The sequence below is a fragment of the Paenibacillus peoriae KCTC 3763 genome (assembly GCF_000236805.1).
Taxonomy (GTDB): Bacteria; Bacillota; Bacilli; order Paenibacillales; family Paenibacillaceae; genus Paenibacillus; species Paenibacillus peoriae.
In genome coordinates, this window is sequence record NZ_AGFX01000018.1 from 422623 (window position 1) to 448134 (window position 25512).

26 protein-coding genes, 2 pseudogenes, 1 CRISPR repeat array and 1 riboswitch are annotated in these 25512 nt (G+C 49.4%); of the genes and pseudogenes, 20 read left to right on the top strand and 8 right to left on the bottom strand.

Features of this window, described 5'->3' with window-relative positions; all coding sequences use genetic code 11:
* Positions 1-69 precede the first annotated feature (69 nt).
* The gene (locus KQI_RS0112820) at positions 70-783 is read left to right on the top strand and encodes a pirin family protein (protein ID WP_010347163.1); all 714 of its coding nucleotides are present in this window, start codon (positions 70-72) and stop codon (positions 781-783) included.
* 15 nt (positions 784-798) lie between these two features.
* Positions 799-1134 (top strand): hypothetical protein, encoded by a 336-nt coding sequence (locus tag KQI_RS0112825; RefSeq protein WP_010347165.1) that lies wholly within the window; start codon positions 799-801, stop codon positions 1132-1134.
* 222 nt (positions 1135-1356) lie between these two features.
* A CRISPR array of direct repeats spans positions 1357-1788; the repeat unit is 33 nt; unit sequence AGTCGCACTCTATATGAGTGCGTGGATTGAAAT.
* A gap of 55 nt (positions 1789-1843) precedes the next feature.
* Here KQI_RS0112825 and KQI_RS29805 read toward each other — a convergent pair.
* The 7 genes and pseudogenes from KQI_RS29805 to KQI_RS28510 all read right to left on the bottom strand — a co-directional run.
* A pseudogene (locus KQI_RS29805) lies at positions 1844-2023 on the bottom strand (hypothetical protein); the annotation flags it as partial.
* Positions 2024-2069: 46 nt separating this feature from the next.
* Positions 2070-2159: pseudogene (locus KQI_RS29635) on the bottom strand (YolD-like family protein); the annotation flags it as partial.
* Between the two features lie 64 nt (positions 2160-2223).
* Positions 2224-3321: an acyltransferase family protein gene (locus tag KQI_RS27425; RefSeq protein ID WP_010347167.1), complete on the bottom strand. Its 1098-nt coding sequence runs from the start codon at positions 3319-3321 to the stop codon at positions 2224-2226.
* Between the two features lie 210 nt (positions 3322-3531).
* Entirely contained in the window at positions 3532-3687 is a 156-nt protein-coding gene (locus KQI_RS29640; protein ID WP_326118458.1) for a hypothetical protein, read from the bottom strand.
* Between the two features lie 26 nt (positions 3688-3713).
* Positions 3714-4061 (bottom strand): M15 family metallopeptidase, encoded by a 348-nt coding sequence (locus KQI_RS29645; RefSeq protein WP_326118483.1) that lies wholly within the window; start codon positions 4059-4061, stop codon positions 3714-3716.
* A complete protein-coding gene (locus tag KQI_RS29650) occupies positions 4058-4210 on the bottom strand; it encodes a hypothetical protein (RefSeq protein ID WP_326118456.1) in 153 nt (50 codons plus the stop codon). Before KQI_RS29650 ends, KQI_RS29645 begins: the two co-directional genes overlap by 4 nt.
* Positions 4211-4569: 359 nt before the next feature.
* Entirely contained in the window at positions 4570-4935 is a 366-nt protein-coding gene (locus tag KQI_RS28510) for a hypothetical protein (RefSeq protein WP_138984808.1), read from the bottom strand.
* 570 nt (positions 4936-5505) lie between these two features.
* On the opposite strand from KQI_RS28510, the gene KQI_RS0112845 reads away from it, so the two are divergent.
* From KQI_RS0112845 to KQI_RS0112930, 18 genes are all read left to right on the top strand, one after another.
* On the top strand, positions 5506-6138 hold the full coding sequence (locus KQI_RS0112845) for a hypothetical protein (RefSeq protein WP_241763906.1): 633 nt from the start codon (positions 5506-5508) through the stop codon (positions 6136-6138).
* Positions 6139-6551: 413 nt separating this feature from the next.
* Positions 6552-6722, top strand: a complete 171-nt coding sequence (locus KQI_RS28820; RefSeq protein ID WP_010347169.1) for a hypothetical protein — start codon at positions 6552-6554, stop codon at positions 6720-6722.
* A 282-nt stretch (positions 6723-7004) separates the two neighbouring features.
* Positions 7005-8630, top strand: a complete 1626-nt coding sequence (locus KQI_RS0112855; RefSeq protein WP_010347170.1) for a spore germination protein — start codon at positions 7005-7007, stop codon at positions 8628-8630.
* Entirely contained in the window at positions 8630-9853 is a 1224-nt protein-coding gene (locus tag KQI_RS0112860) for a Ger(x)C family spore germination protein (RefSeq protein WP_010347171.1), read from the top strand. The genes KQI_RS0112855 and KQI_RS0112860 overlap by 1 nt, the downstream gene beginning before the upstream one ends.
* On the top strand, positions 9846-10070 hold the full coding sequence (locus KQI_RS0112865; RefSeq protein ID WP_010347172.1) for a hypothetical protein: 225 nt from the start codon (positions 9846-9848) through the stop codon (positions 10068-10070). Before KQI_RS0112860 ends, KQI_RS0112865 begins: the two co-directional genes overlap by 8 nt.
* Before the next feature lie 39 nt (positions 10071-10109).
* Entirely contained in the window at positions 10110-11258 is a 1149-nt protein-coding gene (locus KQI_RS0112870) for a GerAB/ArcD/ProY family transporter (RefSeq protein WP_010347173.1), read from the top strand.
* A 108-nt stretch (positions 11259-11366) separates the two neighbouring features.
* The gene (locus tag KQI_RS0112875) at positions 11367-12218 is read left to right on the top strand and encodes a uroporphyrinogen-III synthase (RefSeq protein ID WP_010347174.1); all 852 of its coding nucleotides are present in this window, start codon (positions 11367-11369) and stop codon (positions 12216-12218) included.
* Positions 12219-12375: 157 nt separating this feature from the next.
* The gene (locus KQI_RS0112880) at positions 12376-12930 is read left to right on the top strand and encodes an LOG family protein (RefSeq protein ID WP_010347175.1); all 555 of its coding nucleotides are present in this window, start codon (positions 12376-12378) and stop codon (positions 12928-12930) included.
* A 56-nt stretch (positions 12931-12986) separates the two neighbouring features.
* Positions 12987-13173: riboswitch (cobalamin riboswitch) on the top strand.
* A gap of 255 nt (positions 13174-13428) precedes the next feature.
* Complete coding sequence (gene cobJ / locus KQI_RS0112885) at positions 13429-15240, top strand: precorrin-3B C(17)-methyltransferase (protein ID WP_010347176.1); 1812 nt, start codon at positions 13429-13431, stop codon at positions 15238-15240.
* A gap of 91 nt (positions 15241-15331) precedes the next feature.
* Positions 15332-16441, top strand: a complete 1110-nt coding sequence (locus tag KQI_RS0112890; protein ID WP_010347177.1) for a sirohydrochlorin chelatase — start codon at positions 15332-15334, stop codon at positions 16439-16441.
* Positions 16438-17202: a precorrin-6A reductase gene (gene cobK / locus KQI_RS0112895; RefSeq protein WP_010347179.1), complete on the top strand. Its 765-nt coding sequence runs from the start codon at positions 16438-16440 to the stop codon at positions 17200-17202. The genes KQI_RS0112890 and cobK overlap by 4 nt, the downstream gene beginning before the upstream one ends.
* Before the next feature lie 229 nt (positions 17203-17431).
* The gene (locus KQI_RS0112900) at positions 17432-18076 is read left to right on the top strand and encodes a precorrin-8X methylmutase (RefSeq protein ID WP_010347180.1); all 645 of its coding nucleotides are present in this window, start codon (positions 17432-17434) and stop codon (positions 18074-18076) included.
* 74 nt (positions 18077-18150) lie between these two features.
* Positions 18151-19296, top strand: a complete 1146-nt coding sequence (locus KQI_RS0112905) for a cobalt-precorrin-5B (C(1))-methyltransferase (protein WP_010347182.1) — start codon at positions 18151-18153, stop codon at positions 19294-19296.
* Positions 19289-20545 (top strand): bifunctional cobalt-precorrin-7 (C(5))-methyltransferase/cobalt-precorrin-6B (C(15))-methyltransferase, encoded by a 1257-nt coding sequence (locus KQI_RS0112910; RefSeq protein WP_010347184.1) that lies wholly within the window; start codon positions 19289-19291, stop codon positions 20543-20545. Before KQI_RS0112905 ends, KQI_RS0112910 begins: the two co-directional genes overlap by 8 nt.
* Before the next feature lie 32 nt (positions 20546-20577).
* Complete coding sequence (gene cobI / locus KQI_RS0112915) at positions 20578-21294, top strand: precorrin-2 C(20)-methyltransferase (protein WP_010347185.1); 717 nt, start codon at positions 20578-20580, stop codon at positions 21292-21294.
* Positions 21291-22085: a precorrin-4 C(11)-methyltransferase gene (gene cobM / locus KQI_RS0112920; protein ID WP_010347187.1), complete on the top strand. Its 795-nt coding sequence runs from the start codon at positions 21291-21293 to the stop codon at positions 22083-22085. The genes cobI and cobM overlap by 4 nt, the downstream gene beginning before the upstream one ends.
* Complete coding sequence (locus KQI_RS0112925) at positions 22078-23166, top strand: cobalt-precorrin 5A hydrolase (RefSeq protein ID WP_010347188.1); 1089 nt, start codon at positions 22078-22080, stop codon at positions 23164-23166. Before cobM ends, KQI_RS0112925 begins: the two co-directional genes overlap by 8 nt.
* Positions 23159-24616 (top strand): cobyrinic acid a,c-diamide synthase CobB, encoded by a 1458-nt coding sequence (locus KQI_RS0112930; RefSeq protein ID WP_010347189.1) that lies wholly within the window; start codon positions 23159-23161, stop codon positions 24614-24616. Before KQI_RS0112925 ends, KQI_RS0112930 begins: the two co-directional genes overlap by 8 nt.
* Positions 24617-24801: 185 nt before the next feature.
* Here the strand turns inward: KQI_RS0112930 and KQI_RS0112935 are convergent, their stop codons facing one another.
* Entirely contained in the window at positions 24802-25251 is a 450-nt protein-coding gene (locus KQI_RS0112935; protein ID WP_010347190.1) for an AbrB/MazE/SpoVT family DNA-binding domain-containing protein, read from the bottom strand.
* Positions 25252-25512: the final 261 nt, after the last annotated feature.

A 25512-nucleotide genomic window follows, 5' to 3' on the forward strand; every position in this document is an offset into this window, starting at 1 on the left:
TTTATCGCTTGGGCTCGGGTACAATTGAGGAGGATTTGATCTCATTTTTCTTCCTGAAGGAGGGCTATTATGTTCACAATTTATCCGGCTGCATCCCGATTCAGCTTCGATAAGGGCTGGTTGCGGGGGAGTCACAGCTTTTCATTCGCGGAGTATCAGGATGAGAGTAATACGGCGTTTGGCCCTATACGCGTCTGTAATGACGATGTCATCGCACCTGGAAGAGGTTTTGGGGCGCATCCGCACAGTGACATGGAGATTGTCTCCATCGTGCTCGATGGAGAGCTGCGCCATGAGGACAACCGTGGACATGTGGCGGTGACCCGTTTTGGAGGCATTCAGCGAATGTCGGCGGGCCACGGCATCGTCCATACGGAGCACAACGCTTCACAAACGGAGGATGTCAGCTTGCTGCAATTGTGGTTTAGCCCGCACACGCGAGGGCTGGAGCCATCATATGAGGCTACAGCGTTCAACCCTGAGCGATTGCACGGTCAGCTTTTGCCTGTCGTTGCTGGCAATCATGTTCCAGGCACGGAGGGTGAAATAGCTGCCATCCATCAGGATTTGACGATTTATTTAAGCAAGCTTCAGGCTGGAGAGCGTCTGGAATTCACACAGGCTGAGGGACGACGTGTGTTCTTGTTCATCATCGAAGGCTCACTTCGTGTGAACGGTGAACATATTCTGCAAGGGCGTGATTCGGCCCGGATTGAGCAGGAGCCGAAGCTGTCGCTAGAGGCACAGGAGCCTGTGTTTTATATGCTGATTGATTTACCTTAAGAGGGGGTGTGCGCCATGGCGCAGCAGGAAACTTGGCTAATCAAGCATGCCGTCACGGGTCGTAGCTTTGCGGACAGCCGCAAGCAAGTATTTGATTGCCGTCTGGAAACGACGGATGGCCTCTTTTGCTTCACACTTCAAGAGCTGCCGCGTGAGACGGCAGAGGCGATTGTGCGTTGTAGCGGAGAACTGAACGTATTTTGTTTTGTAACGCCGGAGGATAAATCCATTGTGAAGCATTGGTATTACGTTACCCCGGAAAGCGTGAAATATAACGATCAGACAGGTGAGCTTACGCTCGAAGCTGATTCTAAGATTGAATATCATCCCGAGGAGTATTGGGGAGATTAGCACTATTTTATATTGAAATTTTAAAGTGGCTATCCAAGTAAGGTGCGAATGTGAAGCTCACATAAAAACCCCGGGCCCTTCGCACCTCGAAATTTGTCGAAAAAGGCATGGGAAGGGTGTTGGCGATTAAAAGTCAACACTTGATCCAGCCCTTTTCGGCATTGTTTATTACAGGAATGTGAGAGATTGATACCATTGGGGTATCAATCTCTCCATTTTCGCTGTCGCACTCTATATGAGTGCGTGGATTGAAATATTCAAGGGTGGCGGAGTACCACCAAGAAACAAAGTCGCACTCTATATGAGTGCGTGGATTGAAATACTTATTGGTATAACCAATACCTTCACCCCTTAATGTCGCACTCTATATGAGTGCGTGGATTGAAATATTTTGGTTATAATATTTGATAAGACGCTGAATCAGTCGCACTCTATATGAGTGCGTGGATTGAAATTAGGCTTGTCTCCCAATGAAACGCTAGAAATTTGAGTCGCACTCTATATGAGTGCGTGGATTGAAATAATTATGTTTGCGACATGATCGGGATTGATCACCAGTCGCACTCTATATGAGTGCGTGGATTGAAATCCTGAGGACCTAATCTTATTTATAACTACGTGGGTCGCACTCTATATGAGTGCGTGGATTGAAATCAGTCTTAAGGTGCACCCCTCCAGTTAGTTGCCGCAGCAACGCAAATGTACCTAGCAGTATAGCGGCCTCCACCACCTTTCCTGTGATGGTAGCAATCCCTAAAGTAAAAACCAAAATAAATACCATGTTTAGTAATACAGCTAGAGCGTACTTTAACACAGGTACCGTAGCTTGATGATCCGGTGTAGAGGCCTTTATGTAATGTGCTATACGTTCTGCCATTGTTTCGATCATAGCGCCACTCCTTTTACCTATTATATTGGATTTAAGTGATTTTTTGTTATATTATGGTGGAAATGATTTCTTCTAATTTGATCCAACTAAAATCATCTTCCCCATAAGACAGCTTTACTACGCGCCTGGTTGTGTTATGTAGAAATTATATAGCGAACATACGTTCTAAACGAGTAGTTATTAGCATAAAAAAAGAGCCTCTATTCTGAGGCTCTAACATTATTACTGCGATATCTCAATAAAACAATATTATCTATAATGATATTAATTAAGTAGATAACGCCTACGGGTGTTGCCACACCAAAAAACGAATACACGATCCACCATCCATGTGCACCATAAACTAGCGGGAATTTAGCTACATAATATAACGGTAGTGAATGAATCTTTACATAAATAACATTTATGAGTTTGAAAATTAAAAGGTGAAATACCATTATGGACGCACTATGTTCCCCTATATATGAAAACATCCTCGCGAGAAACCTTGTCTTAATAATTAGTTTTCCAATGTACATGTTTATATAAATACCGGAAAACGAGCAGATAAGAAACATAATTGGGTTTATGAATTGCCTTTGACTCATTTCTACATGGCCAAATTTTTGTAACGAAAAATATAAGATAGCCAAACAAATCGATGAAATCCACCAATTGTAATTTATTTTCACATTGTAATAACGAATCAAAAATCCTATCAAAAAAACAATTGTAACAATAAGTGAAATATCTAAAAAGAAAGCCAATTTAATTTGTTCGCTATTTAGAACAAACCCAAGATAATAAAGTGATAATGTAATTATAACAGTGGCGATATTAGGGTTTTTGAACCATCGCAAGGACACATAACGAGTAGTACAGAATAGGACCGATACCACCAGTAATGCAATATAGAACCATGTTGCCGCACCCAATTGATCAAGCGTTTTTAAAGATATGATATCGTTAATAATTGGCACTACTGTTTCTTGATCGTATAATCTAGTTGGATATATGCCCGGTATATCCGTGTTCACATCTGTAAAAAAACCGATTTTAAAAAAAATGTTGTGAAGAGTTAGAAATAAGAGATTATACAAAATGTATGGTAAGTATAAACTCTTTATCCTCTTGCCTATAAAAACGGCAGGTGTTGACGAATGTTTGTCATTATACCAATATCCCGATATAAAAAAGAACAATGCAAGATGGTACATATAAACGTATTCGACTACCGGTGCCCCCGCATGTCCAACAACAACAGCAATAATAGCAAGGCCTTTTAATATATTCCAATATGTATCTTTTTCCTTTTTCAAAAGAAAAAACTCCCCTTGGCTCGTAGTAGGCATATTATACCATAGGATCACGAAAACCAAAGGGATATATTGGGATTTAATAAAGAATTAGCCCCAGCATAACACGCAGGGGCTGTGTCTTACTTGCTTACTGTATCCGTTTGAAAATCCCGGCTCGATCAAGTAAAGTGACCAGTCTGTAAAAGTCGTAGCTACCGTCATTCGCCGTATCTAACACACCTGCCGACTTGGATTGATGCAGGCTTGTTCGGCCCACGTGGGTACTTTAGGTTGCTTGGCTGCTGCCTCTAATACTTTGATGCTTTCAGCCTGCTTTTTTACAGTTGCTTGCATCTCCTTGAACGCTGCTTTTTCTTCTGCTGTCATCGATTCATCACCCTCCAATTTATTAATTAAAGCTTCATTAAGTTGTGCTGTGTATGTCGCTTGCCCGCCCGGTACTGTGCCGTAGATAACCCAAATACCATTTGGAAGTGAGGAAGATCCGTGAAGGTCTTCCAGTCTCCACCCCACTCGAATCCCAAATCCTTAGCGATATCCACCACCTGTATCCAGCCGGCCTTACGATCGGCGTTACCATCTAGCTTGGTATCCCAGCTTACGGATCGTCCGTCCGGCAGCAACAAGGCGAAATCTACTGCTACTCCGAAATTGTGATAGCTGGTCCCTCCCTTGGCGTTCGTAACCTTTGGTCCCGGCTTGGTTCTACCCTGCGCGTAAAGCTCATTCTGCTCCGCTATGGTGCGTAGCCCTGCGTGATAACTATGATGGGTATGCCCAAAGAAAAAGAGCGCTCTATAAGGCGCTCCACGGCTGCACGAACTACTGGCAACAGACCTTGCAGGCGTGTGTCGGATTTACTCTTTACCCGATCCAATGTTACTGCCACTATCGTTCCCCCCTTTACCTTTCAAGACCTCAACAGCCTGCTGGATGACTGGTCGCACTCTATATGAGTGCGTGGATTGAAATAGCTCAGAATCGAATCCCCAATGAAACATGTGTTGATGGATTGTCACAATGAATGTAGCAACCTTCTTTTTACCTGCCTACTGATCGTGTAACAAGGTCTGTCGCTCCTTAAATTAAAAGACACGCTGCGGAATTGAACCGTGCAAGGGTTCTGACCAGGCTGTTAATGTTTCCGCTGGTTAATTGGTTCCTCGCCGCCTGTGCGTGCCATATAAAAAGGCCGGCACATTGGCCGACCTGAACATCATCCCTTATTCGATTTTCCATGATATGAATTTACCATATAAAAAGTCCAGTGGCGGGCCATAAAGCGGTCATTTCCCCGTCAAAAATATTACTAGTCAAATTGACCAATTGTGAAGTTGCTTCTCCAACTCCAAAATCGCCTAATCCAGTCCCAGTAATACTCACTGAACCTAAAGATATAGCGAATGGTACTTCAGTGTATGAATGAGCATAACTATTGGCAAAGCTTCTTGTACCGCCACCATGCGCTACCCTATCAGATAAGGTAAACCAAGGGATGTTGCTCCAGTTAAAATGTGTTCTGTATGAATACTTGAATTCTCTATCATTTGCTGTTTTCCCCAAATATTGAATTGAAGAAGTGCCTGAAAAAGTACCGTCGTTAACAGATCCCATTGCAGATGTGCTGAACTTATCACCTTTTATTTTTTTAAATCAGCTTCTTTGATTTTGTTAAGATCAAAATATTTGTGAACCATTTCACTTTGGGTTACATTAACTTTCACTCCCCCCTCAGTAGTGAGATAAACTTTCTCTGTCTCAGAGAGTTGTTCAATTTCTTTTTCGGTATAACCCATATATAGTATAATGGTCAATTATTGGAGGTGGTGATATTTTTGGTCAAAAAAATAAAATAGTTAAAGTCACTTTAAGAATTGTACTTATCTCATTAATCATTGGTTTGATTTATTATTATTCAGGATCTCATCCAAGTGAACTAGCTAAATTAGTTGAAATTCATGATGATTACTTAGTCATCCAAAGCGATGCCTCTAACGGAGGCGAGATTAAAAAATTATATATATCTTCAAAGTCCGTTATCCCTCCTCTTGTAGAGGGAAAAGAATATTTTTTCGTATCTGATCAAAGATATTTCCAACGTCCATATATCCGTTTTGTAGAAAACTAAAGTAGCAGAAGTCGAAGAAACCGATCTTCGACTTCTGCTTTATATACTTCAAGGGGGTGACAGAGGTCATTTTAAGAAAAACTAGTTTATGGATTTTATTATTTGTAATTATAACTCTGGTTGCCTGTAGCAGTAATACTAGAGAGATGGTTACAGATAATAAAAATCTTAATCCTGGCAATGATGCGAGCAATGAGACAAACAAGAGCAAAAGTGAAGAAAAAAATGAAAATCAGAACAATGAAATGAGTGAGCCTTTTTTAACGGGGACTCATTTTGAAGACCCTAACGCCTTTATTGTCTATGATTTTAAAATGTCTCACGATTCCTCTGACAACTCAGTCTCCTTTCGTGTAACTTATAAATTTGGAGACAAGCCTAGAAAATATATATTGGAAGGTAAACATCCATATTATTTCTATATAAGTGTTCCAGAAAGTTTAGCTAAATATTATACTTTACCTGAAACTATACCAGTGAAGGGTGAAGAATTAATTTCAGATGACGATAATCTGAAATACCAAGTTGATATCAAAGCCTCGCTAAAAAAGGGGTTACCAAAGGATGTTATTAATTCTATAATTAATAAACCACAAGGATATTCCATAACTGTATTCGAAAATCCGGATTACCCGGCTAAACGTATAGTAGGTGTTTATGAGTTTGTGTATAGTATTGAGAAAATTTAAAATACTTCGGAGGTATCATATGAAAAAGGGAATTCAGTAGCGGCTGAATATACTGGAGTTCCCGAGTTCATGCTCCCCTGAAACCGGTAGATACATTTGGGATGCTATTGCATCCGGTCATTCTGCGGTATTTACGATTGATCGTGATGAATGGCCATGGCGATGTGCACGGTACAAAAGTAAAACTTATTGTTAATTAAATACTTTTTCCTGAAATGAGGTTGGTTTTTTTAATTGATTTAATGTTCGACAAATTTCCCCGTACTTCTAGCTAAAAAAGTAATAAAATTTAAAATTGTTTGAAATAATTGTATGGGAGGAAATTTGTTTGTGAAAATTTTCAAGAAAGTGTTCGTTCCCTTATTGGCATCAGTATTACTCTGCGCAACTGTTGTCCCTATCGGGTGTACGCCATGAACAAATTTTCAAAACGTTATGCAGGTATTTTGCTAGGGTATGGAATAGGCATAAGTACTTTTTATGCACTGGGATATAAGCCGAATGCTATGATGTTTTATATTATTTTGACTGGAGCTGTCATTGGAGAGATAATCAATTTTGCATTGTCAAAACGAGAGAAATAAAAAAAGCTCTGCTAACCTTAATTGGTCGGCAGAGCTTTTTTTATCGAAAACGAAGTAGGCGGAATGGTGCTGTGCAAGCGGGCGGTGGCAATGGGAAGCACCATTCGACTGCGCAGTGGTCACATAGGCAACTTTTAAGCTCAGATCAAAAGAAGACTCCTAAACCACCTTGAAGTGGAACTGGAGTCTTCTTTTTATGATATTGGATACATAATCCTTTGCAGGCTGGTACATCCTACATTTCATATACCTGTTCGGTTTATTCGTAGAGGGGGAATAACGATGAAGAAAGGACGCTTTCCCAAGTTGCCGAGATTACCGTGGAGCCGGCGCACGATTCCGGCTGCAGATCGCAAGGCACGAAATTACGATGCTCTTAAAGGACTGCCTGAACCGCCCTGGCTGGAACAGCCGCTGCGGAGCAATTTGGAAGACAATTTGACTGCATTGCGTGATATTTTCAAGGATTGCTCTGATATCGTTTACCGGGAGCTGATGATTTCCCCTGAACGCAAAGGGATGTTGGCTTATATAGAAGGCACGGTGAAATCGGAGGATTTGCAGGATCATATCCTGCGGCCTTTCATTTTGGGCATGATGCTCAAGGACCCCGAAGTCAACGGCACATTGGACCCGCTGGATGAAACACGGATTTCCATGTCCCAGACCAAAACGATGGACCAATGGAAAATGGTATCGACGGCAATACTGGACGGCAATGCGGCCTTGCTGGTAGACGGTACGCCTCGTGCGTATATTTTCAGCGCCAAGGGAGGCGTCCGTCGCGGAGTGGAGGAGCCCCAGACCGAAGCGGTTATTCGCGGGCCGCGTGAAGGATTTACCGAGACCCTTCGTGTCAATACGGCCTTGCTGCGATTCAAGCTGAAGACCTCCAAGCTCAAGATGCACAGCATGATCATCGGGACAGAAACCCAAACGGGCGTCGTCCTTGCCTACATTGAGGGAATCATCGATCCGAAGCTGGTGGAGGATGTGAAAAAAAGGCTCAGCGATATCAAAATTGATGGTGTGCTGGATACGGGATATATTGAGGAACTGATTGAGGACCACCCGTTTTCCCCGTTTCCGGAAATGGAATATACAGAACGTCCGGATACGGTTACCGCGCAATTGCTGGAAGGACGTTTTGCCATTTTTGTAGACGGTACGCCCTTTGCCCTGATTGGGCCAGTCACGATGTGGCAGATGATGCAAGCGAGCGAAGACTATTACGAGCGTTTTTTCATTAGTAATGTAGTACGCTGGATTCGGTTTCTTTTTCTCATATTAGCCCTCTTTTTGCCCGCGTTATATGTAGCAGTAACAACCTATCATCAGGATATGCTGCCGACGACGCTCATTTTGAGTATTGCGGCGGCGCGTGAACCGATCCCTTTCCCCGCCCTGGTGGAAGCGTTGATGATGGAGATTTCCTTTGAGGCACTACGGGAAGCAGGGATTCGCCTCCCCAAAACGGTAGGTCAGGCGGTCAGTATCCTCGGAGCGCTCGTTATTGGACAGGCAGCAGTACAAGCAGGAATCGTATCGGCCCCTATCGTTATTGTTGTGTCCCTCACGGGGATTGCTTCGTTTACGATACCGCGTTTTAACTTTGCCATTACGATTCGCCTGTTACGTTTCCCGATTATGCTGATGGCAGGTGTGTTTGGGCTGTTTGGGATTATTATTGCGACCACACTGATCGCTACACATTTAACCAAGCTAACATCGTTTGGCGTACCCTATATGAGTGGATACAGTCCATATAACCATAACGATCAAAAGGACATTGTTGTACGTGCACCTTGGTGGAAAATGATCAAACGTCCTTCCTGGATTGGCAATGACAACGACAAACGAGAAAAAGAAGAGATGAATGGAACACCCGCAACTGAGGAGGGATGGTGATGAAGCCCAAAGACTCCAATACGGGGAAAATACGTAAAGCGGCAATGCTGAGCTGCCTGCTGCTTTGTTCCGTTCTCTTGGGCGGATGCTGGGACCGGCGTGAAGTGAACGATGTGGCCTTTGTAATGGGTACCGGGCTGGATAAGGAAGGGGATCAATACCGTGTTACGATGCAAATTGCTCTTCCCGGACAGCTCGGATCTTCGGGAAGCACAGGAGGAGGTGGAGGAGGTACAAAAGGAACCAAATCCTATTACCTGGTGTCCAAGGTAGGCCCGAGCTTTCGGGGAGCAAGCGCCGAGGAACAGCGGGCAGTTTCACGAACGCTGAATTTCTCCCATCGCCGGGTGCTGTTGTTTGGAGAGGCACTGGCACGGGAAGGGATCAGCAAAATGATGGACGTATTGGCGCGTATTCCGCAGAACCGTCTGTCTTCTTTGATTGTCATAACGAAGGGAGCATCCTTGGATGTGCTTCAGGCGGACGCCCCGATCGAGCAATATCCGGCCGAGATGGTGCGTGAGCTCAACTTTTCATATATGAAAAACCCCCGCTCTATCAAGCTGCTGATGAATTCAATCCTGATGGACGGCATGGACCCGGTCGTGCCGGTGATGTCCCTGGTGAAAAATGGCCCTGCTACTATAAAAGACAAGAAGACGAATATCCAGGTGGATGGGTTGGCTGTGTTTCACAAAGACAAATTGACCGGAATGATCGATAACCATCTGAGTCGGTTTTTGCTGCTGGGTATGGGACAGGCCAAGGACACGGAAATATTCATTCCCCCCCCTAAAGGCTCTGGTTATCTGTCTGTGCACCTCATCGAAAATAGTGTGCAAATCAAGCCTTATATTCGAGGAAATGATATTCGAATGACCGTTCAATTGAGCTGCAACGGGAATGTAAGGGAGAATGAGACAACCTTCGATATATCTAATGGAGAAAATGTGAAATGGCTCGAGCATCAGGTAGCTCAGGAAATCAAGAAGGAACTGGGTGAGGCTGTCCGGCTTATTCAGCAAAAGTATCATTCAGACGTACTTGGTTTGGGAAGGGCTATTATTATGAGCCGTCCGGATGAATGGATACGGATTAAATCTCAATGGGAGCAGCTGTACCCCAAGGTGGAGGTCGTCATAGACCCGATTGTGCATATAGAGAATATCGGTACGGTCACCAAACCATTCGGGATCGAAAAGGAGCAAATCCAAAATGAATAAAGTATTTCTGTTCCCCTTAGTGCTGGCTATGCTGTTCATGTATCTAATTGACCGCAAAAGTCTGAATTCGGCACCTGCTGTCAATCGCTGGATTTCACGTGTGTTGTATGTCATGAGCATCGGTATCTGGATTTACGGAACCTCGACAAAGAGTTCCGTTTATGTGGCTACATGGCTGAGCCGTTTCATTGATATGTGGCTCCCTCCTGCATTGTAACAAATAAGGGTGCCTGTGGAAAAAGGAGGATGTACCTGCATGAAGCAGTTCACAACCAGACAAATCGTGTTGCTTAGTGTGTTAATGGAGGTGAGTATTACCCTGGTGCATGCTCCGACGCAGGCGGCAGATTACGCGCGGCAGCATGCCTACTGGACCTGCGCGATGGCCGCTATCGTGATATGCTTTCCGATCTGGGCGATGTTGAAGCTGAAGCGGCGATTTCCAAATCAGGATCTGCTGCAGTCCATCGTCAGCTCTTACCCCGTGCTGGGGCGCATGCTGCTTGCGATGTATCTTATTTTATTTCTGATCCTTTTCGCCAGGGATTTGAGGATTATTACGGATCTGGTGGAGGTGGTCCTTCTGCCGATGACTCCGATTGTCGTCATATCGCTTATTATGCTGTTGACCTTGGTGTTTATGGCTAAAGGAGGAATCAGAACCATTATAGGTATGGTGGAATTTACTGTACCTGCGTTGATTATGACACTGTTGAGCATGCCGCTTTTCTTCGGACATGCTTTAGATTTTTCAGCCATGAGGCCGTTTTCACACCCGGATATAGGTGGAATAGTCAAAGGCAGCTGGCGTATGCTTGGTTATATGGCAGACCTCATGATATTGCCCTTTATCATTTCGGGACGGAGCTACAATGGACGTAGCGTGTGGCTTGGACATTTAGTTGGAACCTTTTTTATGATTATGATCGTGATGCTGGAGGAGTTGGTTATTGGTGTTCCTATCTTGACACGGCTGTTTTATCCAACGTATGAACTGGCGCGTCAGTTGCAGCTAACGGACTTTCTGGATCGGTTCGACTTGTTCGTGGCTGCAATGACCGTACCGACCTTGCTTACGAAAATCGGGGTCGATTTGTATGTCATCAGTTTGACGGTTAAGCGCATGTTTGCCCATACTTCGGGGAGTCTGATGGTCTGGCCTATGGGCTTGCTGGGTTACGTCTGCTCCTTTATGCTGTTCTCTAACATCGTCCAAATTTATAATTTCAGCCGGGAATGGACCTTGGTGATGATTGTTTTCTTTGTTGTCATGCCCTTTGTGCTATGGCTGCTGCTTCGGCCCAAGTCTGAAGAAGACAGCGATGACTACAAGCCATCATCTGGAGAGGGTACAGGCCGGCAGGAAGACCAGCAAGAAAGCCGGGAGGCAAGCAGGATAAGCTAGTTTATAAGTTTACTATATTCATTGGAAAAGTAATTTTTATTTGTCTTTCAGCCCTCTAATTGTATACTTGGTAGAAAGGAATATGACTTCTACAAGGGAGGGAACAGGATGGCACAACGCATGGCAGGCAAGAGAGTCGCCCTTGCCGGTCCCCGTAAAGCAGATGAGATGGCATTGCTGGTTGCAAAAATGGGGGGAGAGCCAGCGCAGCGTCCGGCCCAGGGCACGGTTTTTCTGGATGATATTGAGTTGCGCAACGCGGTGGTATCGTGGGTGAAGCAGCCGCCGGACTGGAATATTTTTACGACAGGTATGGGGCTGGACGCGTTGTTTGATATGGCAGAGGATATGGGCGTGGCAGAGCAGATTATGGAACTGCTGCATTCCTCGAGAATTGCGGCGCGTGGCTACAAGACGGTCAATGAACTCAAAAAGCGGGGCTTCACGCCGGATGTACGAGACGAGGATGGAAGCTTGACCGGGTTGACGCGGGCTTTTGCCCCGTATGATCTGAAGGGGAAGGAAGTGCTGCTGCAGTTGCACGGCGATCCGGCCCCGCGGTTGGTGAAGTGGCTGGACGAGCAGGGGGCTGTGACTCGGCAGGTGCTTCCTTATAAGCATATTCCACCCGAAGAAGCGAACTTGCAAGCATTGCTGGCGGATGTCTTGAATCGCAATGTGGATGCAGTTACGTTTACCAGTGGCCCGCAAATCCGCTTTTTGTGTCAATATGCCAGAGCACAGAACCGTATGGACGATTTGCTGGAGGCTTTCCGTCAGGATGTCATTGCCGTGTCGGTAGGCAAAGTGACCGCACAATCCATGCTGGAGGAAGGAATTGAACGGATCGTGTTTCCGGTAGAAGAGCGTATGGGCGCGATGATGGTCGAACTGGGAAAATATTTTGAGCATAGCACTTCGGCGCATGGCTTCGGTCTGGAAGTTGTGAATGGGCACTGACATGTGATCAAGCGTAAAATCAAGATAAGGGTCTACGAGGCCTTTATCTTTTTTTGTTGAACATGCAGCGTCAGTATTTTTTGTTATAGCGAAAATATTTATCTCATATAATGAATACGTTTTCGATGCATGTTACTAGGACAGGAGCTGAGCGTTTATGAATTCTATTTGTGTATTTGCCGGGTCCAGGCCTGGACATTCATCGGTATATCTTGGGGCGGCAGGCAAGCTGGGAGAAGCCATGTCCCGACATCATGTCCGCCTGGTCTATGGAGGCTCCAGCAGGGGGCTGATGGGCGAGGTGGCAAATGGCATGCTGGCGGGCGGTGGTCAGGTCACCGGCATCATGCCAACTCTGTTATTTGATGCGGAAATTATTCATCGAGGGGTTACCGAATTTATTGAGGTTGCCAATATGCATGAACGCAAAGCGGCGATGAGCGACATGGCCGATGCGTTTATTGCCCTTCCGGGTGGTCTGGGGACCTTCGAGGAACTGTTCGAGGTGCTGTGCTGGGCGCAAATCGGCATTCATCGCAAGCCCATCGGCCTGCTGAATGTGAACGGATATTTTGACCCGTTGGTGGAAATGGTGCGTCATAGTGTGCAGGAGGGTTTTACCGGGGCTGAGCATCCATCACTGCTGAGCATCTCTGCGGACCCGGATGAATTGCTGCATATGCTAAAAAGTAAGGCGGAGAACTTGAAATAAAGCGTTTTTCGTGCTTGCACAACTGATTGAGACAAGGTTATGATAAGACCCATAATCAAATAGCGGACAGACAAGGTGCCTTTGTGATTAAGCAAAGGGTAACAGGGAATCGGGTGCAAATCCCGAGCGGTCCCGCCACTGTAAGGAAGAGGATTTTTTCAGGTTGTCACTCGCGAAAAACGGGGAAGACGAAAAGATCTATTGATGCCAAGCCAGGAGACCTACCTTGATCTGCATGCACCGATAACCTTCGCGGAGAGGATGGGTGTACGAAATCAGGAACCAGACACACGTTGTTTTTCCATGTTGGTTGCAGCTTTACGTGGACATGAATGTTCAGAAGTGTTTGAAGCGTAAACAGACGGATGGAAAACAACGGCAGGATAGAGGGAGACAAAAAATGTCTGCCTGCACCTGTTTGTCTGGTGAGAAGATGCGTACATAGGAACCCCATCCGGGCAGGATGGGGTTTTTTTGAGATACAGGAGGAGGAACACGATGAGTCCATTAGGAAAATTGCTGGTGATCGGATTTGGACCGGGAGATATGGAACATATCACAAAACGGGCATTGGATGCGCTGGCCGAGAGTGAGGTCATTATCGGCTATAACACTTACATGGATCTGATCCGCCCGTTGTTGAACGGACAAGAGATTGTACGCACAGGGATGACAGAGGAAGTGAGCCGCGCGCAGGAGGCGGTTCGACAGGCAGAGATGGGCAAAAAGGTAGCTGTGATTTCCAGTGGAGACGCAGGTGTATATGGTATGGCCGGGCTGGTGTATGAAGTGCTGATGCAAAAGGGCTGGCGCCGTGAGGACGGTGTTGAGGTAGAAGTCGTGCCGGGAATCTCGGCTATTCAATCCTGCGCCTCGCTGCTCGGTGCGCCAGTTATGCATGATGCCTGCACGATCAGTCTGAGTGATCATCTGACCCCGTGGGAAACGATTGTGAAGCGTGTGGAAGCCGCGGCTTCAGCGGATTTTGTCATCGCATTATACAATCCGCGCAGTGGTCGGCGTACACGCCAGATCGTTGAAACGCAGTCCATTTTGCTGCGCTACCGTGATCCCCAGACTCCGGTCGGACTGGTTAAGAGTGCTTACCGTGAACGTCAGCAGGTGATTGTGACGACACTGGAGGATATGCTGAACCATGACATCGGGATGCTGACGACTGTAATCATCGGCAATTCCTCGACGATGGTATATGACGGCCTGATTGTAACGCCGCGTGGATATCAGCGCAAGTATACGCTCGATGCGAGCGAGCAGGCGCTCAAACCGCATCAGCGACTCCGCACGGAAGCGGAGCCGTGGTCGCTGGGCGCGCAAGGGGATCGCGCGCTAAATGCGTCGCAGGCAGGCGCAGCACCAGCCGCGCCCGGGCCTTCCGCGAGCGGAGCCGCGGCTGCGGTTGCCACGCAAGCCCGCCCGCAAGCGGTAGCTGCCGTGCAGGCCGCGCCGTCTGCGGCGCAAGCCGGGTCGGCCCCGGCATCGCTGGCAGCCGAGGCGTTGAGCCGCCTCGCTGCGGGCGGCAGGCTGCCGGGCGAAGCCAACGCTCGCTGGAGCGGGCAAGCGCCCGCTGCGAGCGCTGATGGAGCGGCAGCCGTGGCCGGAGCTGGGGCTGTGGCCGGGACAGCGACGGGCGGCTTTGGCAAGCCGGCGCTGTTTGAGGTGGGCGTTTCCCCTGGCGTGGGAAACAAGAAGTTCACCGCTCGCCAGATGGCCCTGCTCGCGGAGATAACGGGTGACGAGGGCGAGCTGGAGTATACGCCGGATCATCAGATCGTGCTGCGTGTACCATGCGCAGATCCTGAGGAACTGGTTGGACGATTGCGGGATGAGCGATTAATCGTCATGCCCATTGGCGATGTGTTTAAGGTGAAGGCGTGCGACTTCTGCAACATGGAGAAGGATGACGCTGTGCCTGTGGCTGAGCATCTACAGGTTGTGCTTGGCGGTTTGCAGGCACCCAAAGAAACGAGCATTGCGTTGAACGGCTGCGGTATGGCCTGCTATGGAGCGGTGCTGGAGGATATCGGCATTGTCTACCGCAAGGGCGGATACGATCTCTTCCTTGGCGGCAAAAAATTCGGCCGCAATGCTCATGCCGCTCAGCCTGTAGCGGAAGGGATTCCGAGGGAACAGATTACAGACATTGTCGAGAATATCATCGCTGAGTACAAGGAAAAAGGGCATCCGAACGAGCGTTTCCATAAATTTTTCAAACGTGTAGGTGTGGTTGCCGGCTTCCGGCATGAGGATGCACCGGCAACCGTAGAAGTGAATGCGGTTTGTGGTGATTAGTGGGCCAGAAGCCTAATGAGCTGGACACAAGCATATATATAAAATAGGGCGTCATGTAGGCTATCCCTATCATGAGGAGGAAAAAACAGCAGTGAATGCAATATTGTTGGTTGGACATGGAAGCCGGGACCCGGAGGGGAACGAGGAGCTGCTGGAATTTGCGCAGGCGGTAGCAGCTCGCGTACCGGGGACATGTGTAGAAACCTGTTTCCTGGAGCTGGCACGCCCGAGTATTGCCGAAGGGGTGCAGGCGTGTGTGGAGAAAGGGGCGACACGTGTCGTCCTTGTGCCGATTATTTTGTTCGCAGCAGTGCACGCCAAAATTGATATTCCGATGGCAATTGACCGAGCAAAAACGAAATATCCGCAGGTGGAATTTGTGTATGGACGTCCAATTGGCGTTCACGAAAAAATCGTTAGCATCCTGCTAAACCGCTTGAAAGAAGCTCGTCCGGTTGCAGTTCCGGCGGGAATGAATAGCGCTGTGGAAGCACCCGGTGAGATAACGGACCAAGAAACGGCGGTGCTCGTATTGGGGCGCGGGAGCAGTGATCCTGATGCCAACAGCGATTTCTTCAAAATCTGCCGCATGCTGTGGGAGAAGCTTCCTTATACCTGGGTCGAGAGCTGCTTTATCGGTGTGACGCAGCCTTCTTTCCCGGATGGCTTGGAACGTTGTGTACGATTGGGAGCCAAAAAAATTATTGTACTTCCATATTTTCTGTTCACGGGGGTGCTGATTAAACGCATCGGAGAAATGACCGAGGAATTTGCCGAGACTCATCCTGAATTGCAGGTTGAAATCGGGGGGTATTTTGGTTTCCATCCGCAACTGGTCGAGCTGGTGCTGGAGCGGGCGAATGAAGGCTTATTCGGCAAAGTTGCAGCGAATTGCGATAACTGTCAGTTCCGCTTGGAGGCACAGGAGCATCACCACCACCATCACGACCATGACCATGACCACGGGCATGATCACCATCACCACCATGATCATCATGGGCATCATCACGAACATGATCATCATCACCATCATGGACACGATCATCACCATGAGGGGCACTCGCATGACCACGGGCACGAGCATGATCATGCACATGCGCACAGCCATAATGACCATGAACACCACCACGATCATTCACACACGCCGTCTGTCGTGGACAGCAGCGGAATTGCTGGCAGCGGGCAGGTGAGGGGCTCATGATTTTCATGCTTTGCGGAACGAGCGATGCGCGGGAATTAGCGCTGCAAATTCGTGCTAACGGCTTCAACGTATTGACCTCTGTCGTAACGGAGAGCGCAGCAGCCAGCCTGTCTGAAGCGGGGCTGAGCGTACGCACAGGTCGAATGACAGCCGATGAAATGGCAGCAGTAGTTGGAGAACTGGGAGTGCAAGCCATCGTTGATGCCAGTCATCCTTTTGCAGAAGAAGCACATGCGAACGCCATGACGGCCGCGCGCGAGTCTGGAGTACCTTATATTCGCTACGAGCGGACGGGGCTGGTGTACGACAATCATCCGTTGCTTCACATTGTACCGTCCTATGAGGAAGCTGCACTGGAAGCGAAGCGGCTCAAAGGCTCCATCATGCTAACAACAGGCGGCAAGACGCTCGGCACATTCACCAGGCATTTGCTTGGAGAACCGGATATTCGTTTGGTTGCACGCATGCTACCACGTCTGGACAATATGGAGAAATGCAGCGAACTGGGGCTGGAGCAAAAAAATATTATCGCCATGCAGGGGCCTTTTTCCCGCGAGCTGAACGAGGCATTGTACAAGCACTTTGGTACAACGGTGATGGTGACCAAGGAAAGTGGCCGCACAGGGGCTGTAGATGAAAAGGTGCAATCTGCATTGGAACTGGGCATTCATGTCATTTTGATTTCCAGACCGGAAGTGGAATTTGGTACGGTATTTGATTATTTCGACGGAGTAATTGACGCTTTGCGTACTGCCGAATAGAGACCTGCGCTCTAAGACGCGACCCTATGATCCTAATGGAGAGCTGGTCATTCCAGTTAATCCGATAAATCCAGAACGATTTCTGGCGTGTATTTAAAATATAGTCATCTTAAAATGCGCAGTTTTTTGCAGCGCCATCCGACTGCGTTGTGGAACAAGTAGTGGAACATAGGTAACCTTTAATATCCCAACTAATTTTTCTAATCTTTCATAAGGAGCGGTCAAGACGATGGATTTTAAAACTGATTTTAAACCGTTAACGGTACAACCGCAGGAGATTGAGGGCAAAAGCTTCGAGATGATTACAGAGGAACTGGGCGAGCATCCTTTTACAGCCGATCAATATCCTGTCGTACAGCGCGTTATTCACGCATCCGCTGATTTTGAGCTGGGCCGCAGCATGGTGTTTCACCCGAAAGCGATGGAAGCGGGAATCGCAGCCATCCGTGCAGGCCAACAGGTCGTCGCCGATGTGCAAATGATCCAGGCAGGGGTTAGCAAGGATCGTATTCGACAGTTCGGCGGGGACGTGCATGTGTATATTTCCGACCCCGATGTGATTGAAGAAGCGAAAAGGCTGAATACGACACGCGCCATTATTTCGATGCGCAAAGCGATTCAGGCCAGTGAAGGCGGTATCTATGCGATTGGTAATGCGCCGACAGCGTTGCTGGAGCTGATTCGTTTGGTTAAGGAAGGAGCAGCCAAGCCCGGACTGGTCATCGGGATGCCCGTTGGTTTCGTGTCTGCAGCGGAGTCAAAGGATGAGCTGCGCAAGCTTGATATTCCGTTCATTACGAATATTGGGCGCAAGGGCGGCAGTACGATTGTTGTAGCGGCATTGAATGCAATCTCCTTAATGGCTGTCCGCTAGCTGCGGTTGTCTGTTTGCTGTATCATGGAATGAATTGGAGCATGATCAGCAGAAGAGGTTAAGGAGGAATTGGTATGGAAAAGGAAGCGGCGTCCGCTGACAGACCTAAACGAATGAAAAGCGGTGAAGCTCCCGCGCCGGACAAGCCGATGCGATCAGGCTTTACGACTGGAGCCTGTGCAGCCGCAGTGGCCAAAGGAGCGGTGCAAATGCTCATTACGGGCATTCCGTCGAAGGAAGCGGTGATATCGCTGCCAGCGGGCTTCGATCATGCGTTTGAGTTGATCGAGCCTGTGCTGAACGCGGACGAAGCTTCCTGCACGACGATCAAGGACGGTGGAGACGACCCGGATGCCACGCATCTGGCGCGAATTACCGCGTCCGTTAGCTGGCGCGACGAGCCGGGCGTTGAGCTGGATGGCGGCATCGGCGTGGGGCGGGTAACAAAGCCCGGTCTGCCTGTACCTGTCGGGGAAGCAGCGATCAATCCTGTGCCGCGGCGGATGATTACGGAGGCTGTCACAGGCGTGCTGGAGGAACACGGATCGGCCAAAGGTGTCCGTGTCGTCATCAGCGTACCGGACGGCGAGGAAATTGCCAAGAAAACGCTGAATGGGCGACTTGGCATTCTGGGCGGTGTTTCCATATTGGGTACACGCGGTGTGGTGGTTCCGTTTTCCACGGCGGCTTATAAAGCCAGTGTCGTGCAGGCCATATCGGTTGCGCAAGCGATGAACTGCCAGGAAATTGTCCTGACCACAGGTGGCAGCAGTGAAAAATATGCCATGCAAATGTACGATCAGCTGACGGAAGAAGCCTTTATTCAGATGGGCGAATTTGTCGGTTTTGCGGTCAAGCATGGCAAACGACTGGGAATGAAGAAGATTATTCTCGTCGGCATGCCCGGCAAGCTGTCCAAGGTCGCTCAAGGCGTCATGATGGTTCACTCCAAGAGTGCCCCGGTGGACTTTGGCTTTCTAGCTAAGATTGCTCGCGAAGCGGGGGTGGACGAGTCGCTGGCAGTGGCAGTGGCAGAAGCCAATACCGCGACGCAGGTGGCTGATATGATGACCGAAGCCAATGCGCTGAGCTTTTTTGAAAAGCTGTGCACCTATGGATGTCAGCATTGTCTGGAGCATGCAGGCGGTGGAATTGTCGTAGAAATGGTACTGGTAACGCTGAAAGGAAACGTGCTGGGGAGGGCGAGAGTCGGTGAGTAGAGTGATCCGTGTCATTGGCATCGGTGAAAATGGAGCGGCGGGTTTGTCGCAGGAGACGCTGGAGCGAATCAAGCGTGCGGATCTGTTGGTTGGCGGAGAACGCCAGCTAGCCTTTTTCAAGGCAGCCTCAGGGGAAAAACGAACATTAAAGAGCGGCTTATCTGCCGTGGTGGAAGAACTGGGACGCTTGCGTGAGGACAAGGATATTGTCGTGCTCGCGTCAGGCGATCCGCTTTTTTTTGGCATCGCAGGGTATTTATCTGCCAAGCTGGGGGCTGAGCATCTGGACATTATGCCGCATCTTAGCTCGGTTCAGCTTGCGTTTGCTCGTCTGGGAGAAAGCTGGCAGGATGCAGTGCTGGAAAGCGTACACGGCCGTCCGATGACCGGACTGGCGCAGCGGATCGACGGACAGAATAAGGTCGCTTTATTGACAGATGACCGCAATCATCCCGCCGCAGTTGCCACTTATCTGCTGCATTTTGGCATGACAGAATATGATGCCTTTGTCGGCGAGCATTTGGGCGGACCAGACGAGACGTATCGCCATTATACGCTGGAGGAAATGGCTCAGGGCGTGTTCCAACCGTTAAATGTGGTCATTTTGCGCCGCCGTAAAGGTGAAGACGTGCCTGCAGTCCATCGGGGCTTTGGCTTCGAGGATGCGGAATTTCATCAGCGCAAGCCGGAAAAAGGGCTGATCACGAAACGTGAAGTGCGCGTATTCAGCTTGTCCGAGCTGCGTCTGACCGAACGAAGCATCGTATGGGACATTGGCGCAGGCTCCGGCTCTGTAGCTGTGGAGTGCGCACGGCTGGCCAAGTATGGGCAAGTATTTGCCATTGAGAAAAATGAAGGCGATTTGGCTAATGTGGAAGCGAACAAAATCAAATTCCGCACTGATTTCCCGGTTATTCATGCCAAAGCGCCTGCCGGACTGGACGAACTGCCTGACCCGGATGCGGTGTTTATCGGTGGAAGCGGGGGAGAACTGGCAGAGTTAATTCGACTGTGTGCCTCCCGTCTGCGTACGGATGGAAGGATCGTGGTCAATGCCGCCACCGTTGAGACATTGCATGATGGTATGAAGGCGATGCAAGCAGCAGGGCTGGAAACTTCGGTAACGTTGCTGCAAACAGCGCGCAGCAAGCCCATTTTAAATATGACGCGTTTTGATGGACTGAATCCGATATACGTCATCACGGGGCAACCTTCGGCGGACGTGCCTGACGAAATAGCAGAGGGATAAAGCTGGTAAATCAAGAGGGGGAGAGAGACAACATGAATACGGCGGCAACAGGAACACTTTACGGCGTAGGTGTGGGGCCGGGTGATCCCGAGCTGATTACAGTCAAGGCGTACCGCATGATTCAGGAATGTGCAGTTGTGGCTTATCCGAAGAAGCGCCGGGGAGGCAAGTCATACGCTCATGAGATCGTGGAGTTGTACGTCAATTCGGAGGAAAAAGAGATGCTGGGGCTGATTTTCCCCATGACCAAGGACCCGGTTGTACTGGAGCGGGAGTGGAACAAAACAGTGGATGCTTGCTGGGAAGCGCTGCGTGAAGGCAAGGATGTAGCCTTTGTCACAGAGGGAGACCCTAATCTGTACAGTACCTTTATTCACTTGGCGCGGCTCATGAAGGATCTCCATCCCGAGGTGCCGATTGTATCGATTCCAGGGATTTCATCCGTGTTGGGAGCGGCGGCAGCGCTCGAATTGCCTTTGGCAGACGGAGATCAGCAGGTCGGCATTATTCCGGCTACGGAGGATAGGGAAGCAATGAAACGGGCGATTGAAAATCACGATACGGTCGTGTTTATCAAGGTTGCCAAGGTATTGGATTTAATTTTGGATGTGCTGGATGAGCTCAATCTTGGGGATCGTGCATCTGTGATTACCAAGGTCACGTCTCCATATGAAATGGTATGGCGTAATGCACAAGAGCTGCGCGGACAGGAGCTTGAATATTTGAGTTTGATGGTGGTGAGCAAATGACGTTGGAGCCAAAGGTATATATTGTAGGAGCGGGGCCAGGTGATCCAGAGCTGATTACGGTAAAGGGCTCCCGGATTCTACGCACAGCCGATGTTGTATTGTACACGGATTCACTCGTGAACGACGAGCTGATTGCGACAGCCAAGCCGGAGGCGCAGGTACTGCAAAGCTCGGGCATGGATCTGGAGCGGCAGGTCGAGATTATGAGCGAGGCCGTACAGGCTGGACGGAGTGTAGCCCGCGTACATACAGGTGACCCAGCAGTGTACGGTGCGATTTTGGAGCAGATGGTGCTGTTGAAGCAGCACGGAGTAGCCTACGAAATCATACCGGGTGTCAGCTCGGTCTTTGCTTCTGCGGCCGTGCTGGGCGCAGAGCTGACCGTACCTGACCTGACGCAGACGGTTATTCTGACGCGTGCCGAAGGCCGTACGCCTGTACCTGACCGGGAAAAGCTGCGTGATCTGGCATCCCATCACTGTACAGTGGCCCTATTCCTCAGCGCAACGCTGGCAAAGAAGGTGGTCGTTGAGTTTCTGGCGGCAGGCTGGAGTGAGGATACCCCTGTAGCAGTTGTACAGCGCGCAACCTGGCCGGACCAAAAAATTGTACGCACGACGCTTGCCCAATTGCCAGCCGATCTGCGTGCAGCGGGCATCACGATGCATGCCATGATTTTGGCAGGCTGGGCGCTCGACCCGGGTCTGGTGGATAAGGATGCGCATCGTTCCAAGCTGTATGACAAGTCGTTCACCCATGGCTACCGGAAGGGAGTGAAGCCGGGTGGGTAATCCATTTGCCGCTGTGGCGATCACGAAGCATGGTGTGGAAATGGCACGTCATTTGGGAGCCAGCTTTCCCGGCACGGATGTGTATTACATGTCCAAGTTTGAACGGGGTGATGAGCAGGAGCGCGGCATTCAATTGTTCGAAGGCTCGGTCAAGCTGATTTTGCCGGATTTATTTAAACGATATAACGGTATTATTGTATTTATTTCCCTCGGTGCAGTGGTTCGCATGATTGCGCCCATTTTGGTGGATAAAAAGGTAGACCCGGCCGTGGTCGTCATTGATGATCGCGGAGAGCATGTCATTAGCGTACTGTCTGGCCATTTGGGCGGCGCCAATGAATTGACCCGCCATGTAGCCGCTGTGCTGGGCGCACGTGCAGTGATTACAACCGCATCGGACGTGCAGGGCACGATTCCGGTGGACATGTTGGGTCGGGAACTGGGCTGGGTGGTCGATAGCTTCGACAAGGCTACACCAGTGAGTGCGGCTGTGGTGAACGAGGAGCCTGTCGCACTCATACAAGAGACAGGTGAACGGAACTGGTGGCGTTATGACAAGCCTGTACCTGCGCATATCAAGATATACTCTTCGATGGCAGAAGCATCGCAAGAGCCCTTTAACGCCGCGCTGGTCATTAGCGACCGTCTGCTGGGGCCGGAGGAAGAGGAGCGTTTTCTTTCTAACGGCGTGCTGTACCGCCCCAAAAGCCTGGTGCTTGGCATGGGCTGCAACCGGGGCACGGCTGAGGAGGAACTGGAGGCTGGTGTGCTGAGCACCTTGCAGGAGCTGCGTCTGTCTGTAAAAAGCGTGCGGAATATTGCCACCATTGACCTGAAAAAGGATGAAGAGGGCTTGCTTGCCCTCTGCGCCAAATACGGCTGGGAGCTGGTGACGTATACCCCGTCAGAGCTAAACACGGTGCAGCTTCCCAATCCATCGGAAACAGTCTACAAATATACTGGCGCATACGGGGTCAGCGAGCCTTCAGCGCTGTTATCTTCCGGTGCAGACCATTGGCTGCTGGAAAAGAAAAAAAGCGGCAATATGACGCTGTCCATAGCACGGGTTGCCTATGACTGACGTTGTGAAGCACGCCGTGCAGCCGGGTTTGGCTGCCGCAGCACGCAGAAGCCGGATTGTTGTTGCCGGCACGGGCAGCGGCGCGGGCAAAACGACCGTCACCCTCGGGCTGATGAAGGCATTCGCCGACAGCGGCCTGCGAGTGCAGGGCTTCAAGTGCGGGCCGGATTATATTGATCCGACCTATCATACGGCCGCGACCGGAACCCCATCCCGTAATCTCGATTCCTGGATGACCTCAGCGGATACGGTACGTGAAACCTTTATCCGTGCTTCCGAAGGTGCGGATATTTCTGTGATTGAGGGCGTCATGGGCTTGTATGACGGCAAGGACCCGCTCAGCAATACCGGGTCGACTGCCGAAATCGCCATGCTGACCGACAGCCCTGTATTGCTGGTTGTCGACGTGCGCAGCATGGCACGCAGCGCGGCCGCTATTGTGCTCGGCTTCCAGCGCCTGGAGCCGAAGCTGCGCATTGCGGGCGTGATCGTGAATCGCTGCGGAAGCCAGGGGCATTACAGCATCGTCAGGAAGGCGATCGAGCAGGAGTGCGGTATCCCCGTGCTCGGCTGGTTGAAGCGCGATGACGGGCTAGACATACCCGAGCGTCATCTGGGTCTGGTGCCTGCTGTGGAACGCGGCGAGCTGGAGCCGCTTTTCCAGCGGGCGGCAGAGCTGATCCGAGCGGGCACGAATCTGGAGGCGCTGCGGGCATTAGCAGATTCGGCTCCGCCGTTGTCTCTGCCCGCGCAGCCATTATTTGCCGCGGATCGGCTTCCAGCGGAAGGCTCGCAGGCCGCGACCGGGGAGCGCCCCGTCATTGCCGTCGCCAAAGATGCGGCGTTCAATTTCTACTACCCGGAAAATCTGGACTTGCTGCGTCAGTCGGGAGCAGAAATTGCCTGTTTTAGTCCACTGGCGGGAGAACGCGTTCCCGAGCACGCCAGCGGCCTATATCTAGGCGGCGGCTTTCCTGAGGAGTTTGCCGCGGCTATCGCTGCCAATACAGGCTTTTTGGAGGATATCCGCAATGCAGTACGCCGGGATATGCCCATATTTGCTGAATGTGGTGGTTACATGGTGCTGGCGCGGACACTTACGGATCGTGCTGGCAGCGTTCATCGTATGGCTGGAGTCATTCCGTCCGATGTCCGAATGCAGGAGAAGCGGGCCGCATTGGGATACCGGGAAGCGACTGCATTGCAGGATTGCCTGTTGCTGGAGGCTGGAGAGACGATTCGGGGCCATGAATTTCATTATTCGGTGATGGCCTACGATGAATCGTCCACTCCCTACCCCTATGCCTATCAGACCAAGGGGATGCGTGGGCTCCAGAGTGAGGGCTACGCGCAAGGGAACCTTTTGGCTGCCTACACCCATATACATCTAGCCTCTCTTCCTAAAGCGGCAGCACGCTGGGTGGAGAAATGCAGGGCTTACGGTCAGTGATTTGCAACCAGCCCTTCAGTGCAGCCGTAACGCCATCCTGTATGATCGAATAATGGAAAGTTGAACGAGACACTTCATGTGAACAACAAAAGCCGAGTCCCTTAGGGGACCCGGCTTTTTTAAACATGGACAGGATATACCTTACATTTAATGGAAGCGTATTCATTACTTTTTTGGTAACTTGTTTACATGAGCTTTTTCAGTTGGGAAATCCTTCCTTGGCTCACGCCAAGCATGGAGGCGAGTTGTTTTTGTGAAGATGCGGGATGCTCCTCCATCAGTTCTCTCATTTTCTCCAAAATAACGTCTGTGCGCTGATAAATTTTCTTGATATGCATATTTTGCTTAAGTGGAGACGAATTGGTTTCAGTCGTCGTGACTGGCATCAAATCTTCCGTTTTCATCGAGGCTGCACATTCATCGCAAATAAACTGATCTTTAAAATAGGTGTTGGTATCAACCGCACCGCAAAAAACGCAATTGGTTGATTTGTACTTACGGAGCATGAGTGTCTGGTCTTCAATAAAAAACTCTAATGGATCGCCGATGTCAATCTCCATCGTCATGCGCAACTCTTTCGGAAGCACAATTCGTCCCAAGCTGTCCAAGGGCCGGGTCATTCCAGTCCTTTTCATTCATGCAACCTCCCCGATTTTTAAAATTTTTAGAACGTATAAGTTTGAAGCAAGGCTTGTCAATTCTACAACCGCAAGCATACATTTTACAAAAAGTGCTTCATTTTTGAAAAGAATACAGCACTTTTTTTCTTAAGAGTATACCATAAACGGGCCGAATCGCCAGCGTTCATATTTATAAATTTAAAATAAGTTTATTCCGAGTGAATGTATATGTTATAATCCTCTGCTAAAGGATTTCATAGGCGGTTTGTAGAATTA

What these genes read in the sequence shown, in the direction of transcription:
- KQI_RS0112820 (WP_010347163.1), top strand. Translation starts at nt 70, where the DNA reads ATGTTCACAATTTATCCGGCTGCATCCCGATTCAGCTTCGATAAGGGC.
- KQI_RS0112825 (WP_010347165.1), top strand. Translation starts at nt 799, where the DNA reads ATGGCGCAGCAGGAAACTTGGCTAATCAAGCATGCCGTCACGGGTCGT.
- KQI_RS29640 (WP_326118458.1), bottom strand. Translation starts at nt 3,687, where the DNA reads ATGACAGCAGAAGAAAAAGCAGCGTTCAAGGAGATGCAAGCAACTGTA.
- KQI_RS28510 (WP_138984808.1), bottom strand. Translation starts at nt 4,935, where the DNA reads ATGGGATCTGTTAACGACGGTACTTTTTCAGGCACTTCTTCAATTCAA.
- KQI_RS28820 (WP_010347169.1), top strand. Translation starts at nt 6,552, where the DNA reads ATGAACAAATTTTCAAAACGTTATGCAGGTATTTTGCTAGGGTATGGA.
- KQI_RS0112855 (WP_010347170.1), top strand. Translation starts at nt 7,005, where the DNA reads ATGAAGAAAGGACGCTTTCCCAAGTTGCCGAGATTACCGTGGAGCCGG.
- KQI_RS0112860 (WP_010347171.1), top strand. Translation starts at nt 8,630, where the DNA reads ATGAAGCCCAAAGACTCCAATACGGGGAAAATACGTAAAGCGGCAATG.
- KQI_RS0112865 (WP_010347172.1), top strand. Translation starts at nt 9,846, where the DNA reads ATGAATAAAGTATTTCTGTTCCCCTTAGTGCTGGCTATGCTGTTCATG.
- KQI_RS0112870 (WP_010347173.1), top strand. Translation starts at nt 10,110, where the DNA reads ATGAAGCAGTTCACAACCAGACAAATCGTGTTGCTTAGTGTGTTAATG.
- KQI_RS0112875 (WP_010347174.1), top strand. Translation starts at nt 11,367, where the DNA reads ATGGCACAACGCATGGCAGGCAAGAGAGTCGCCCTTGCCGGTCCCCGT.
- KQI_RS0112880 (WP_010347175.1), top strand. Translation starts at nt 12,376, where the DNA reads ATGAATTCTATTTGTGTATTTGCCGGGTCCAGGCCTGGACATTCATCG.
- cobJ (WP_010347176.1), top strand. Translation starts at nt 13,429, where the DNA reads ATGAGTCCATTAGGAAAATTGCTGGTGATCGGATTTGGACCGGGAGAT.
- cobK (WP_010347179.1), top strand. Translation starts at nt 16,438, where the DNA reads ATGATTTTCATGCTTTGCGGAACGAGCGATGCGCGGGAATTAGCGCTG.
- KQI_RS0112900 (WP_010347180.1), top strand. Translation starts at nt 17,432, where the DNA reads ATGGATTTTAAAACTGATTTTAAACCGTTAACGGTACAACCGCAGGAG.
- KQI_RS0112905 (WP_010347182.1), top strand. Translation starts at nt 18,151, where the DNA reads ATGGAAAAGGAAGCGGCGTCCGCTGACAGACCTAAACGAATGAAAAGC.
- cobI (WP_010347185.1), top strand. Translation starts at nt 20,578, where the DNA reads ATGAATACGGCGGCAACAGGAACACTTTACGGCGTAGGTGTGGGGCCG.
- cobM (WP_010347187.1), top strand. Translation starts at nt 21,291, where the DNA reads ATGACGTTGGAGCCAAAGGTATATATTGTAGGAGCGGGGCCAGGTGAT.
- KQI_RS0112930 (WP_010347189.1), top strand. Translation starts at nt 23,159, where the DNA reads ATGACTGACGTTGTGAAGCACGCCGTGCAGCCGGGTTTGGCTGCCGCA.
- KQI_RS0112935 (WP_010347190.1), bottom strand. Translation starts at nt 25,251, where the DNA reads ATGAAAAGGACTGGAATGACCCGGCCCTTGGACAGCTTGGGACGAATT.